Genomic DNA, 15,272 nt, shown 5'->3' on the forward strand with positions numbered 1-15,272 from the left:
AATACAATCTAAAATAACAGCCAAAGAAAACGCATGAAAAAAAGCTAATAGTAGACCAAAAGAAAAGTCCACCAAACAATGGTAGTGGCGAAGGAAATACAAGGCCACCAAACAATGGTAGTGGCGAAGGAAATACAAGGTCACCAAACAATGGCAGTGGCGAAGGAAATACTAAGCCACCAAACAATGGTAGTGGCGAAGGAAATACAAAGCCGCCAAACAATGGTAGTGACCAAGGAAATACAACACTGCCAAACAATGGGGATGGCCATGGAACGCCAATGCAACCAAGTAATGATGGGAATTCAGGAGAGAATCCAGCCAATAATGGTTAATAAGTAATATGAACATATTGTTGGTCCTTTTGCAAATTTAAAAAAAGCATAAACAGATTAGTAAATGAGGAACAACGTTTAGGAAGTAGCTAGTAGTCGTTGAAGTACATTGTAAGTTGAAAGGGTGAAGTCTCTTTATCATTTTAGCCAAGAAGACTCCTTCCTCAAGGAACGCTAAGTGAGTAGGTGGGAGATGAATTGGCTTCAGACAAGGGATGGCAGGGAGCCATCTTAATTATTCGACATACATAAATTGTTACTTCACTACCTATCGAATGTATGTTTGTTATATAATAGATACATATCGAAATGGAGGTGAAATGAATGATGATCAATAAAGCATATAAATTTCGTATCTATCCAAATAAAGCACAAGCGACTCTAATCAATAAAACGATTGGCTGTTCTCGTTTTGTATTCAATCATTTCCTATCTCTATGGAATAATGCATACAAAGAAACAGGAAAAGGTTTGACATATGGTACATGCTCTGCCAAACTTCCTGCCATGAAGAAAGAGTTTGTTTGGCTAAAAGAAGTGGATAGTATTGCGATTCAGTCGTCTGTTCGCAACCTTGCGGATGCTTATACACGCCTTTTCAAAAAACAAAACAATGCCCCGCGTTTCAAATCTAAGAAGAACAACGTACAATCTTATACCACAAAACAAACAAATGAAAACATTGCCGTTGTAGGAAACAAAATAAAATTGCCAAAATTAGGTCTTGTTCGATTTGCCAAAAGTCGTGAAGTAACAGGACGTATTTTAAATGCTACAGTTAGACAGAACCCTTCTGGCAGATACTTTGTGTCATTGTTAGTTGAAACAGAAGTGCAAGAACTTCCGAAAACAAATTCTTACATTGGAATAGATGTAGGACTAAAAGATTTCGCCATTTTGTCAGATGGAACAACCTATAAAAATCCGAATTTTTTTCGATCATTAGAAGAGAAGTTGGCAAAAGCACAGCGTATTCTTTCTAGAAGAATGAAAGGATCTTCTCGATGGAATAAACAACGAATAAAAGTAGCTAGAATTCATGAATACATGAAGAATGCTAGAAAAGATTACTTGGACAAAATCTCGACTGAAATCATCAAAAACCACGATGTTATCGGTATAGAGGATTTGCAAGTATCGAATATGTTAAAGAATCATAAGTTAGCAAAAGCAATTAGTGAGGTATCATGGTCTCAGTTTCGAACTATGTTGGAATATAAGGCAAAATGGTACGGCAAACAAGTCATTGTCGTATCGAAAACATTTGCTTCAAGCCAATTATGTTCTTGTTGTAGATATCAAAACAAAGACGTTAAAAATCTAAACCTACGTAAATGGGACTGCCCTTCTTGCCTTACACACCATGATAGGGATATTAACGCAAGTATCAATCTAAAGAATGAAGCTATAAGGCTTCTAACCGCAAGGACTGCGGGGTTAGCCTAATAAATTAGAGTTCGATAGAACTCTTTACTTAGGAATCCCCACTTCTAAACGAAGTGAAAGTGGGGTAGTTCAAATAGTACCTTTTAAATGAAAAATACGCTATTCTTTCTACAGAATTATAGGAAAGGATGGCGTTTTTCTATGTATTTATCGATTCGAGATGAATTTCACTTCTTCGGTGAATCTCTACATATTCTTCTACAACTTGCAAAAGAGCCGGGATTTATAAAACCTAAAAATAAGCATGGTACACAAGACTGGGCTGCTTTATGTAATTTGGGTTATTCAACATGTGGTGTGGCATTATATACATTCTAAAAAAGTATAATTTTTTCCGGAACTCCACATGTAACTTTCATCAATTCTGTTTTTTTGACTAATATTGAGAAAGTATTAATCAAATTAAAAAAATAACATTTTTTCAATTTATTGTAATTATAATTAAAGGTATTCTGTTAGTCTTATTCAGATGTATCTCTCGATTTATTCCATGTATGAATCTAGTCTGGCTATCAACAGAATATGCCACATACCATTGAAAAAGGGGGAAAGTTTATGCAAAGAATTTTTAAATTCCTGTTCATGTCCGTTTTTTCTTTAATTTGTGTTTTGTATGTTCAAACGAATGCTTTTGCCGCACCAGCACACGATGGAATTGTCAAAATGAAGCAGCCTTCAGGCGAATCTTTTGAGGGCACGTTACATGGAGATGAATGGTTCCATTGGGTAAGTACAAAGGATGGCGACGTGATTTTACAAGATCAGAAGGGGTATTGGAATTACGCGGAGCTTACATCAGATGAACTAAAATCGACGGGGAAAAAATATAAAATTGATAAGAAGCCTTCAATGGCGGTAAATGAGAACAATTTGAACAAATGGATAACGAAATACAACCCTCAAGCAAAGAAAAAACAGGAGCACATGAATACATTACAAAAAGAATCACCAAAAAATATTGATGGAACTGTCACTCCAGTTATAGGGACCAAAAAATTACTTGTTTTGTTGATTGGGTTTACAGATGTTGATATTGCATATAGCGATAACGATTGGAGTAACAAATTCTTTTCTACAAATCAAAAGTCAGTAAAGAATTACTATAATGAAGTAAGTAATGGAAAAGTACAGATCACTCCAGCTTCCGAAGCGTATGGTACGCAAAATGATGGGGTAGTTAAAATAAAATTAGACTATGCTCATCCGAGTACATCAGGAAAAAGCATGAGTACGGTTATAACAGATGCATTGGCTAAAGCTGATTCTCAAGTGAATTTTGCTAGTTTTGATACTAATAATGATCAAGTCATTGACTCTAAAGATGGCTTCTACATTGTAAGTTTTCTTGCTGGAAATGAACAGGCTGCTCCTGGTGCTCCACTTCCTTATATTTGGGCACATCAGTCGTATGCTTCCAATACAAATCACGATGGTGTTACTGTATCAGGCATGTATACGGCGCAGGGTGAAAAACAATATGGTCATATGGCAACGATTGGTATCCCTGCTCATGAATTAGGTCATTCCTTTGGCCTGCCAGATCTATATGGTGATAATAATCATGTGGGTAGTCTAAGTATAATGGGTAACGGATCTTGGAATAGTCTTCAAGGAGAAGATTATGGAGCTACACCCGGTCATATGGATGCTTGGTCAAAAGTAAAATTAGGATTTGTAACACCAAATGTAGTAAATACCACTAACAATTTCACTCTAAATGCGATCCAAAATAACTATAATGTGTTAAAGATTCCTTTAAAGGATAATACGTATTTTTTAGTTGAGAATCGCGCAAAGGTTGGATATGATGCGAGCTTACCAACAAATTCTGGTGGTATTGCGGTTTGGCATATTGATGAATCCATGAATAATAATTCCAGTGATCCTCATCCTTTCATTGATATAGAGCAATCCATCAGTGAATACCAAGACCCGTTCTATTACACGAATCAAAATCATGCTGCTACCTTTGGTCCAGACACCAATCCGAATAGTAATACCTACACGGGAGAAAAATCAGGAGTAACCATTACAACTACAAGTACAAGTAATTCTGCTATGAATGTTGCAGTCACAACAAAAGAAGCTAGTTTAATTCCGCAAACAAACTGGACACTAAAATATGTAGATAGCTATAATTGGTACAATTTAGGTACGTATGCCTTTGATGGAAACAAAGACACATTTTGGCATACAAACTGGAGCCCCGTAGCTCCAATGCCGCATGAGATTCAAATTGATTTAGGTGCAACCTATAACCTCTCCAAATTCAGCTACTTGCCAAGGCAAGACGGCCAAATAAATGGAACGATTAAGGACTATGAGTTTTACGTCAGTAGTGATGGGATAAACTGGGGGACAGCTGTATCCATAGGTGCTTTTGCAAATAATACTAGCTTGAAAGAAGTTAGCTTTGCAAACAAGACAGGTCGTTATATTAGACTACGAGCATTAAGCGAGGTAAACAATAATCCATGGACAAGTGCGGCTGAAATCAATGTATTTGGAGTGGCTCAATGATATATTTGTAAGTAGCTATCTAAATCATTGATACAATATTTCAAAAGGTTATCATCCGCTGAGAGTTTTGTGCAGCCTTTGATAACCTTTTTATCTTCTTGATAACCTCTTATCTTTCCGTAAAAGGTCCTTTTTGAATCACTCCGTACTGCATAGTCATTAAAATACTATTCAAAAATACTACAGACTACAACAATGTGATATTCTCTAATATTTCTTCTTTACCCAGATAATTTATTGCTGGTAAGCAATAAATTATGCCTTTTTTGTATAATTTTCGCAAAATTTCTTTGACCCATTATTTATTTCACTATAAAATAATAAAGGGATATATCTGGTTAACGGTTATATGCATAGGTATGTCCTTTTTTGTAATGATATTACGTATTAATGCCTAATACTGATACGGTAAATGAGATAAATCAGGCTGAAATAGGTAGTAAGGAAAGCAAAACAGTAATAGCAGACAATACATATCGTGAAAACGTTAATAATGGACTATCTATGGATGGAGATAAGAAGTACGAAAAGATAAGGGGCAAAAGAATATGAACAGATCACTCAAAGGTATCGCATTAACAGGGCTCAGTGTAAGTTTCTTGCTAGCGGGTTGCACAACAGAAACATATGGACTTACACAGTCAGAGTACAAACTGGTAGATAAAGAATTTAAAGCAGATAAAATGGTAGAAGACATGAAGCGTTTGCACTATAGTGATGAAGAGATTGAAAGACAATTAAGAGGTGCATTAGCTACAATTAAAACTGAAAAAGATGAGAAGAATAAATCTGAAAAGAAGGCTGAAGTGAAAACTGAGTCATATAGTAGAGAAAGTAAACCAGAAACAAACAAGTCAGGATACGATAACGATGTAGAGGGGTTTCCTTCAGACGAAGTAGATAATGCAGATATAAAGATGGTAAAAGTTTCAGAAAAAGAGTATCCGTATCGTTTATACGAACAATTTGTAAACATTCAATATGAAGCGAAGGAACTAGAGAAGAGAAACAATTTATTATTTACAGGTGATAAAGTTCATATAACTCGTGTATTAGACCAAATAGATACAACAAAGAATGATGTAAACAAATTTGCAAGCCTAACTCCACCTTCCCATTTTAAAGACTACTATGAGCATGCGATCCTAAGAGGGACAAAGGATATTAAAGGAAACTTACAGAAAGTAGAAGATGCGGTTAAAAAGTATGAAGACGGTACGTACAGTACATCTAAAATGAAAGAAATCGTAGAAAATGGTACGAAAAGTATAGAAGAAGGGATTTATATGTGGTTAGGGCTGTTTGAGGAGATAGACGAGAAATACCCTGATGCAAGGCAAAAAGCACTTGATAAGATGAAGAAGGATATGAAGGATTCTGTCAATAAAACCTATATTGATGATGATTCTGTGCCTGATCCTAAAGATGGAATAATTGAACTTTCTTCAAGCGGCAAGGAGTTAGTAGGAGTATGGGACTTTTATAAATTTGAAAAGGTAACTTTTAGTATAGACTTCCAAAAAGACGGAACGATGACCATGTATGAAAGTCAAGACAAAGAACAACAAAAGAAAAACTATGCAACAGGAAATTGGTCATACGATGGAGACAAAAAACAAATTACCTTATCATTAAAAGAGTTTATTGAAAACGGTAAGAAAAACGAAGAGAACGATTATGAAAAGAATCTACCCTTCACAGTAAAGTCTTTCACAGGTGATTCTTTACGAATAGCCGATGAAAGAGATAGCGTTGAAAAAGCGAAGAAACATAAGTAATTTCGTATAAAAAGAGTATGTAAAAAAATAAAATAATGAAGTTCATTACACTAATATGAAATCAGTAGTAGAGGGGATTGAAAATCTCCTAAAGAGATGTAAATGAGGTTGAAGATGTGGATAACTAAGTTCAGTATCCTGACTTTCTATATAACATAAGTGTATTCTGTAGAATGAATCCCTCGGAGGGCAGGGCTATTATGGAACCTTTAATCGATGTTATTTTATACTTTGTATTTTATTTTGGAGCACTGTTTCTTATACTGGGTACTGCATTGGTTTTATCTATCGCGTCTGCATTACCAGTAATCAGGAAGAAGAATCTATCATTTATAATGATTAGTTTAGGTTTGAACTACTCACCACTTAACGCCCTTACAGATTGTTTGAAGTGGGAAGGGTAGAAGACAGGAAAATGAATCTTTGAATCGTAAGAGCTACTTCCCGTATTTATCTAAAAAAGTGATGCATTATGAGTGCATCACTTTTTTCATCTTTTTATTTTCCTTCTAATTGTTCTTGCGCTTTCATTTTCCAATAGTTATTCCTAAAATTTTTATACTGTTTATATATATCTTTGTTATTTCTAAAACTTTTCCCTGATTTCACTTAACAATGCAGTGCTTTATTAAATTCATCATTTTTATTAGCTAGTATTTCGACCATTGAACCAGTTTTTTTGCGTTAAATGATGTAACTCTATTTTATGATTATCCTTTATTAAAGGAACGTCACCTTCGAAAGCTAGTTGATGGTTCGATTTTCTACTTGTATTAACGGATGGGGAGTAACAAAATTCCAGTCAATATTTTTCATACGGTAAACCCGTCTACTAATATCTTTCGTTTACACAGCTAGCATGTTTAATGCGTAATCAGACGCCTATAAATCAGCATCACTATTTAAATTTTTACCGGAGAGTAATTTAGTTAATTGATTGAAAAAGGAAGGTGCTTATTTGGCTCCTTCCTTTTTCTCGTACATACATAACGCTTGTTGACAATTTATGAAATAATAGCATTCATCGTACTATTTCATGAATAGGAACAAAACTATTTATCTCTTTCGAGTTGGGGAACAAATAGACTCAGGTATACCTAGGGTAAGTACACCTGATCATTGATTACTGGTTAAACCATAATTCTACGTATCTAAAACGAGTTATTTCACTGGATTGCATGTTAAAGAGGGTGAGGGCTTTATGAAATGTAGATTGTTCCTTGGTGTATAAAAATGATTAAAATAACAAATATAATAACTTTAAATCTATATATATTTATAAATGATATTAAATTAGAGTTGGATTTATCAATAAAATTCCGATTTTTCAGTTATGTATAAAATATACATTTATTTCAAAATAGAATTTGAAGAAATATGAAAAATAGCTTGGATTTACTAATAAATAAATAAAAAAATGCTAAAAAATACACAATTATCGAAAAATGTAATAATTTGTAGTATTTTTTGCATTCCAAAAAATAATTCCTGTGTATAAACTTTGGGTTGTAACATTTATTACATAATTTAGTAATTATGGAGTTGGATGTGATAAAAAATACTATATGTATTGCAAAGTTTAATTAAATAAAAAGGAGAGGATCTTTAATTAATACTTTAATATTTTCAAAGTTAGAGGAAACGACTGATTTTATCCCAATTTTAGAAAAACAAAAATGGCAACTAGAAAGAATTAATGAAGTTTTATCTTTAGCTAAGGAATATTCATCATTTTATAAAACATTTTATAAAGAAGTGAAAGTCAATCTTAATAGTTTGGAGGAGTTCCAAAAAATTCCTATGATAAGTTCTAAGGATATTATTAAAACGACACCTCCCATACATATGCTGACAGGTTCACCCCGGAATTCGTATGTATTTACAAGTGGAGGGACAACTGGAGAACCTAAAATTATTTATTTGACCTCAGATGAATTGAAAGAGAATATTTTCTTTCATGGAAAAGGTTATGCAATGGCTGGGATTAATGAAAATGATGCAGTTGCTACATTTGGAGTGCCTGGATTTTTAACATCTGAATTTACTGTTTACCTAGGACTTGAAAGAACGGGATGTAAAATTGTTCCCATTGGTATTAGCTCAGACCTCGAAAGACTGTTTAATTATATAAAAATGTTTAATGTTACAACGCTATTAGTTATGCCATCTGATGTAATACCGTTAGCGCAATATATAGAGAAGTCAAACAAAACTCTTTCAATAAATCAGATTGTTTATGGTGGCGAAAAAATGTATTCTTCTACAAAGAATTATTTAGAGTCCATATTAGGAGTAAAAAGTTTTAAATCTGTATTTCAAAGCATGGATGTTGGTACTATAGGTTTTCAGTGTGATTACTGTGAGCCAGGTATGTATCATATACATGATCAGCTACAATATACTGAAGTTTTAAATGAAAAAGGTCAACCTACACAAGATGGTAATATTGGTGAACTTGTTATTACGAATTTAAAAAGAAAATTAATGCCAATTATTAGATACCAAACTAACGATTTAGCAATGAAAATAGATACTTTATGTCCATGTGGTAGAACAAATCCTAAAATTAAATTAGTGGGGAGAAAAGGAGAGATAATTAAATTAGGTGGGGAACAAATATTTCCACAAATATTCGCCCAAGCATGTAGTCATTTAGAAGAGTTAACTGGGGAATTTCAATTGTTAATAACTAAACATCAAAATAGAGATAAGATTCAAGTGTCCTTTGAAGTTTCAGGGAAAAATCTGGATGAGAAAATTGAAGAACATTTGATAAGTATAATTAAAAATCGAATATTAAACTTTACACCTAAATTAAAACAAATGATTCAATTACAAGTTATTGAGCCATTGGAAGTTAGCTTAGTAGGACGAGAAAAAATGAAAATTTCAGAAAGTTCAGGAAAAGTAGTTCGTGTAATTGATAAAAGAAAATAAAAGGAGGAGTTTTATATGTTATTTAAAAAACTTGAATCAGAATTTCATTCTTTAGCAACAAAAAATGAAGTGGGTTTAAAAGAAACATTAAGGAAAGTAGATCAAATAATTCAGAATGAGGGTTTGGTTTTTAAAGGAAAGGCACTCCCTTTTTCTGTGCAACCTTTAGCAATTACAGATGAAGAAAACGATTATTTTAAGAGGGCTTCTGAAATATTATCTGATTCTCTAGAAATAGTATTAGATGCTTACGAGAAAGATACAGAGATTAGGGAATACTTTTCATATTATAGTAAATATGAAAAGCTAATTAATATCAATCCAGGTTATGAGAGAAAGATACGCATTTCAAGGTTTGACTGCATATGGAATGGTGGATATGAATTTAAAGTAGTGGAACCGAATGCTTGTTGTCCTGGAGGCGTTGTTGTATTGGGAAAATTGAAAGAGAAATGGCTTGATTTACCTATAATTAAAGAAATCACTAATTCTTATGAAAAGAAGCAATTTCTGTGTGATACACCTAATGGATTCCTTAATGAACTAGTCAGTGCTTATAGAGAAATGGGAGGTAATGAGGAAAATCCTCAAATTGCGCTTGTGAATTATGCTGAAAAATACTCATATGAATTAGAGCACATTCAAAAATATGGGTGTGAAATGGGTTACAAAATTATTATTTGTGATTTGAGAGATTTAAAATTAGACTCACAAGGAAAACAATTAATATTTAATCAACAACCAATTGATATTATTTATAATAAAGTTGACCAATTAGAGTTGGGAAATGAAGATATGAAGGATGTAATTGAAGCATGTGAACGAGGATTAGTCTGTAACGTTAACTCGTATTCTTCTATGTTTATTGGAGAGAGTAAAATGACTTTAGCGTTACTTACAGATTCAAAATTCCAAGAAAAATATCTATCTAAAGAACAAATTGAAATGGTTAATAAGCATATTTTATGGACAAGGAAATTAGAAGAAACTATTACCAGTTTCAAAGGAGAAGAAGTAAATTTAATTCAATATATTATTGAAAATAAAGATCTTTTTGTTTTAAAAGTAGACAATTCTACACGTGGAGAAAACGTATTTTTAGGTAAATATACAAATCATGAGACATGGTCCAAAATTATAAATGATAATAAAAATGAAAACTGGATAGTCCAAGAGTATAATGAAATTCCAAGTGTGCAGATATTGGAATGTAAAGGCGAAAATATTATAAAAGAAAATAAAAAGTTTGGCATTGATATATTTATGTTTGGAGGTAAATATGCTGGGATTGTATCGCGTATTTCAGATAAAGCTGTTATAAATTTGGGACAAGGTGGATACGAGCAGCCTGTAATAGCATTAAAAGCTATAAAAGAAGAGGTAGCGAGTATATGAGGGCACTTATTGATGATTTCAACTTAAAGGTTTTAGATATGCCTCAACTGGCAGTTGATTCATTTAATAAGTTACAAAATAAAATGGTTGAAGACCGAATCCTCCAGTATTATTTGGATAAGGAAACAGAAATCATTCCAAAACCGGGAATTTTAGATGAATTACAATTAAACCTTATTGGTGAAGATACTAAATCATTGTTAGATATTATTGTATCTTTACCCGAACGTATATTTAAGGGGAATATTTTAAATATGTGCACAGCTTTAGGGTTTTCAGAGAAACAATATGAATTAATGATGTCGACATATCAGAATGATAATTTAATAGCCCGTAGTGATTTATATTTCACTAAAATTGGACATAAATTTTTAGAATTAAATGTGGATAGTAGTGTCGGGGGAATAGATATAGGTCATTTAAATAAAATGATGACATCTTATGGGTTTTACAAATCATTAACAGGATCTGAAAGATGGAATTATATTGATCCAATGGATAAACTAATAAAGAGTATCCAGGATTTAGCTATAAAAATTGGAAAAGAAAATAGTGAAATAACAATTGCTGTTATGGATTGGGATGAATATTTGGATAGTTATTATGGGACTTTAAATTATATTAAATTAAGGTTAATAGAAGCTGGATATAAGGCAGTGATATGTTCTCAAAAAGATGTAGAATGTAATAATGATATGCTAGTAGTAGGAAATCATACAGTTGATATTGTATATCGAGTATTTTTGTGTGATGATGCTCTTCATAATCCTGAAGAAGTAAAACCAATCGTTCAAGCTTATCAGGCAGGGAATTTGGAACTATTAACAGGATTTCATACAGAGCTTTATAGTAATAAAGGGAATTTTGCATTTCTTTCAGATCCAAAGTATAAACATTTATTTACAAAAAAAGAGTTGAATTTAATAGAAAGGTGTATCCCATGGACGCGATTTTTAAAAGACATTATAATTCCAGATAATAATTTGGATACTAATGGAATTGATTATATCATAAAAAACAAAGATAACCTTGTTATTAAACCTACAATTGGATATGGGGGAAATGAGGTACTATTAGGGTGGAAGTTTAATGAAAATGATTGGGAAAACAAAATTTCGAATTTATTAAAAACTGATGCCGTATATATTGTTCAAGAGAGAGTATATCCAATTGAAGAGGAGATTCCTTTTTTGATAAATAAATCAATCGAATTAAAGAAAGCTATTTTATGTTGGGGGCTTTATGTTATCAATGGAGAATTTGCAGGAGCAATGTTAAGAGGTTTACCATGTGAACAAAGCGATGTAGTAAATTTGGGAAATGGTGCAGCAGTGACATGTCTTTTTTATAGGAGTTGAAAATGAGTAAAAATAAGAAAATTTTAAAGATGACAATTCCTACCATAATCGAAATGAGTTCAACTAACTTTATGGGGGTAATAAACCTTATAATTATTGGTCATTTAGGCTATGAAGCTATTGCTGCAGTAGGCATTACAAATGTAATTATATTAAATTTGTTTGCTCTATTTAGTGGTATTGGTTTTGCTGTAAATTTCTTAGTATCCCAATCTTATGGAGCTAGAGAATTTAAAAAATGTAGTATATATACTTATACTGGAATCTATTCTGTTATTGCTCTGCTTCCATTCTTTATACTATTTGCATTCTTTGCGCCTAAATGGATCTTTGAAGTGATGGGAGTTTCATCTAGTATTGCAATGATAGGGATAGGATATTTAGGATTAAGAATAATCGCATTTTCTATAAATATGTTTCGTGTAGTATTAAATGGATTTTTTAGAGGTATTGGAAATACAAAAACTCCAATGTATTTTTCTATGCTGGGTAATACTTTAAATGTTTTAATAGCATTGTTACTAGTAAATGGCTATTTATTTTTCCCTAAATTAGGTGTGCTAGGGGCAGGTTGGGCATTCATTGTTTCAGAAATTGTTCAGGTTACTTGTTTACTAGTATGTTATTTAAAAGAAAATAATTGGTATGCTACAAAGAAATTAATAAGTTTTAAAGAGACGAAATTCAAATTAGTAAATTTCGAAGGTTTAAAAATCGGTCTAGAAGAACTTGGAATGAGTGGGGCGATGCTTCTCTTTACTGTGTTCATTTCTAGAGTTGGTGATATTGAATTGGCTGCCACGGAGATTGTGTTGAATGTAATATCACTTGCATACTTACCTGGAATAGGATTTGGAGTAACAGCAACTATATTGATAGGTCAACAGATTGGAAAAGGAAGCCCATTGATTGCAAAAAAAATCGGTATTGATGTTGTAAAAATAGGGACATATTTTATAGTTCCTTTTACAATTATTTATTTTTTAGGTGCGGAATATATCGCAAAATTATTTACTACAGAAGAAATGGTACTGTCCTTAACTGTTGAGATATTACGGTTTGCTTCATTGTTTGTAATTTTTGACGGACTTCAGTTAATTTTGGCTGGGGGACTAAGAGGAATTGGAGATAATTATTATACAATGAAAGTCGCTTTGATTTTAGGGTGGTTCGTGTTTATACCATTATCTTTTATATTTACCTTTTTATTAGATTTTGGGATTTACGGTCCTTGGGTAGGGTTTTATATTTATATTGCGGGACTATTTGTTGCTTTTGGTTATAGGTATTTGAAACTAGATTGGTCTAGTATAGCAATAAAAGATGCTGCTGCAAGTGGCTAATGATATTAGTAAATTACTTAAGAGAACTTTTGATTAACCGTTTTAAAATAGTGAAAGTAATAATGTATGTAACGTTATTTCCTTAATATGTTATCAAAAAGAAGTATTATATCGTCCGGGTTAGGGAATGAGCTTTAAGATTTATTAATTAATGAGCTGCATGTAAATTGTAAGGAATTATCAACAATTTACATGCAGTTTTTTGAAGTACATACTAATTCGATCTTGTTATCAGTTAACACTTGGTAGTTATTAAGTGGTTTAAGTCGGAGAAAGGCACCTTAGGGTGTCTTTTCTTTAAAAAATATATAACGTTTTATAACGATAAAATGAATGAAAGTAATAGATCCAACAAATATAAATTGGTAAGTTAAGTATTGAATCATTTGCTTAATGGAATCTGTACCTAAAAACATATATACATAGCCTTTAATTTCATTTCCGATTTGAATGGGACTAATGGTATAAATAGAATTAGATGTTTTCCAACGGTCCTCTACAACACTCCCGTTTGTATTAACATCAGACGTTTTTGTATATAGATGTTTTTCCATGGAAGCATCCACATCACTTGATTTTGCAAGTATTTCACCAGTTTTAGAAGTGATTACAACTCTTGTTTCAGCTTCAGATTTCATGAGAGCTACATGGGATATCGTTGGATTATAAAACATCACGGTGACTATTTTCTCTGGCAAGGAGCGATTTCAATTCTTCTTGAACTCTTGTATCGACTAAGCAGTAATGCAATAAAAGAAATAATATGCTTTCAATTAGAAAGGTGCAGATAAAAAAATAAAATCAAAATTTAACTGAAATACGCTTCATAAGAACCTACTACCCTTGTTGTTTGTTTGGTGATATTTTACATCTTTCTCTTCATGTGCCCAGCGGTATCCAATTCCGTATATAGTTTTTAGGTACTCATTAATTGGAAATGAGTATTTAAATTGAATACTTTAAAAATCATAGAAAGATTCAATTCCTACGCTTTTTCTCCTTAATAAATATTTATCGTTGTTCTAAATCTCTTATATAAGATTTTACAGCTTGCAATAAGAATTCTTCCTGTCCCATACCAGCATCCGCGGCCATTTGAACTATTTTTTGTTTAAATTCATGATTAGCATGAAAAGTTAATGGCTCTACATTACTTTTAAAGTAAATCCCTTCTACATGTGGAAGTATCGTGCCGGATATCATATGAGAATGTAAGTATTTAATCTCTTCTTGAAATTGTAATGGCTCTACTTGTAATACGAAAGGTTTAATTTCTAATTTGATAGTATCTGATGTAATAGTCAATCGCATATTTGTGACACCAAGTTCTTTATAAAATAAGTTAATTAGATTATAAGTAATGGAATTATATAATTGAGGCTTTTTAAATGAAAAAGATAAATACCCACGTTTTGTAATTACCGCTTGTTTCTGAAGAGGTTCAAAGGAATAATCATGTTCCTTATAAGTGGATAGTGGGAAAATTTCTTCATCCTCTGTAAGAATTTTTCCATCTGCTCCATTGATCTCTATTACCCTAGCTGTTTTTCCGGTATGTAGATGTCTTAATAATTGATATAGATATATATCTTCATCTTGAATCTTAGTGATGAATGTTTTTCGCTCCTTTGTTTTAGCTTTTTCATAATCAAGCATAAAAATCTCTAGCTCTTCTTCATCGATAAGATATACTTGTTTTCCTCGTCTTTCTACCATTGTCGCAGGTAATTTTCCAGATTTGATGTATGTAAAGATAGTAGATGGTGCTACATTAAGAATTTCAGCCACTTCTTTTGTGCTAAGGCCTTTAACTACATCTTTATTTTTTAAGCGTTCAATATCCTCCAAATAGAAAATCTTACTGCCAAATTGTTTCCAGTTATTTTTATATACACATTCTATTAATCCATCTTTTTCTTTCTTTAATATTGTCTGTACGGTTACTCCTAATAAGTCTGCTGCCTCTTTTGTCGTTACAGTAGGTTTTGTAATAAATAATAAATCCTGTGTCATGAAAGGATACCTCCTTAACTATTGTTTACTAGTATTTTAGATATGTATATATCATATCAGAATATGATTTATATTTAAAATAAGAAATAGAATTTATTAAAGTTCTTATACAGCTGTCTCTTATACACATCTCCGAGCCCACGAGAC

The 15,272-nt window shown here is 32.2% G+C and carries 11 protein-coding genes; 9 read left to right on the plus strand and 2 right to left on the minus strand.

The window, feature by feature from the left end; genetic code table 11:
* Window positions 1-659: 659 nt before the first annotated feature.
* The 9 genes from tnpB to JDS98_RS29300 all read left to right on the plus strand — a co-directional run bounded on the left by tnpB (window position 660) and on the right by JDS98_RS29300 (window position 13,112).
* Entirely contained in the window at window positions 660-1,781 is a 1,122-nt protein-coding gene (gene tnpB / locus JDS98_RS29260; protein WP_199634614.1) for an IS200/IS605 family element RNA-guided endonuclease TnpB, read from the plus strand.
* A 141-nt stretch (window positions 1,782-1,922) separates the two neighbouring features.
* Window positions 1,923-2,099, plus strand: coding sequence for a hypothetical protein (locus tag JDS98_RS29265; RefSeq protein WP_176549980.1), 177 nt, complete (start codon window positions 1,923-1,925; stop codon window positions 2,097-2,099).
* Window positions 2,100-2,336: 237 nt separating this feature from the next.
* Complete coding sequence (locus JDS98_RS29270) at window positions 2,337-4,301, plus strand: M6 family metalloprotease domain-containing protein (RefSeq protein ID WP_098710984.1); 1,965 nt, start codon at window positions 2,337-2,339, stop codon at window positions 4,299-4,301.
* Between the two features lie 548 nt (window positions 4,302-4,849).
* A complete protein-coding gene (locus tag JDS98_RS29275) occupies window positions 4,850-6,079 on the plus strand; it encodes a DUF3994 domain-containing protein (RefSeq protein WP_199634615.1) in 1,230 nt (409 codons plus the stop codon).
* Window positions 6,080-6,279: 200 nt separating this feature from the next.
* The gene (locus JDS98_RS29280) at window positions 6,280-6,483 is read left to right on the plus strand and encodes a hypothetical protein (protein WP_098710986.1); all 204 of its coding nucleotides are present in this window, start codon (window positions 6,280-6,282) and stop codon (window positions 6,481-6,483) included.
* Between the two features lie 1,396 nt (window positions 6,484-7,879).
* Window positions 7,880-9,016, plus strand: coding sequence for a phenylacetate--CoA ligase family protein (locus JDS98_RS29285; protein ID WP_098710987.1), 1,137 nt, complete (start codon window positions 7,880-7,882; stop codon window positions 9,014-9,016).
* Window positions 9,017-9,031: 15 nt separating this feature from the next.
* Entirely contained in the window at window positions 9,032-10,411 is a 1,380-nt protein-coding gene (locus tag JDS98_RS29290; RefSeq protein WP_098710988.1) for an ATP-grasp domain-containing protein, read from the plus strand.
* Window positions 10,408-11,769: a hypothetical protein gene (locus tag JDS98_RS29295; protein WP_199634616.1), complete on the plus strand. Its 1,362-nt coding sequence runs from the start codon at window positions 10,408-10,410 to the stop codon at window positions 11,767-11,769. Before JDS98_RS29290 ends, JDS98_RS29295 begins: the two co-directional genes overlap by 4 nt.
* Window positions 11,770-11,771: 2 nt before the next feature.
* Window positions 11,772-13,112 (plus strand): MATE family efflux transporter, encoded by a 1,341-nt coding sequence (locus tag JDS98_RS29300; RefSeq protein WP_098710990.1) that lies wholly within the window; start codon window positions 11,772-11,774, stop codon window positions 13,110-13,112.
* 281 nt (window positions 13,113-13,393) lie between these two features.
* On the opposite strand, the gene JDS98_RS29305 is transcribed toward JDS98_RS29300, so the two are convergent.
* Window positions 13,394-13,666: a hypothetical protein gene (locus JDS98_RS29305; RefSeq protein ID WP_223268725.1), complete on the minus strand. Its 273-nt coding sequence runs from the start codon at window positions 13,664-13,666 to the stop codon at window positions 13,394-13,396.
* Window positions 13,667-14,123: 457 nt separating this feature from the next.
* Window positions 14,124-15,125: a helix-turn-helix domain-containing protein gene (locus tag JDS98_RS29310; RefSeq protein WP_098710991.1), complete on the minus strand. Its 1,002-nt coding sequence runs from the start codon at window positions 15,123-15,125 to the stop codon at window positions 14,124-14,126.
* Window positions 15,126-15,272: the final 147 nt, after the last annotated feature.

The sequence above is a fragment of the Bacillus cereus group sp. N11 genome (assembly GCF_016483605.1).
Lineage (GTDB): Bacteria > Bacillota > Bacilli > Bacillales > Bacillaceae_G > Bacillus_A > Bacillus_A toyonensis.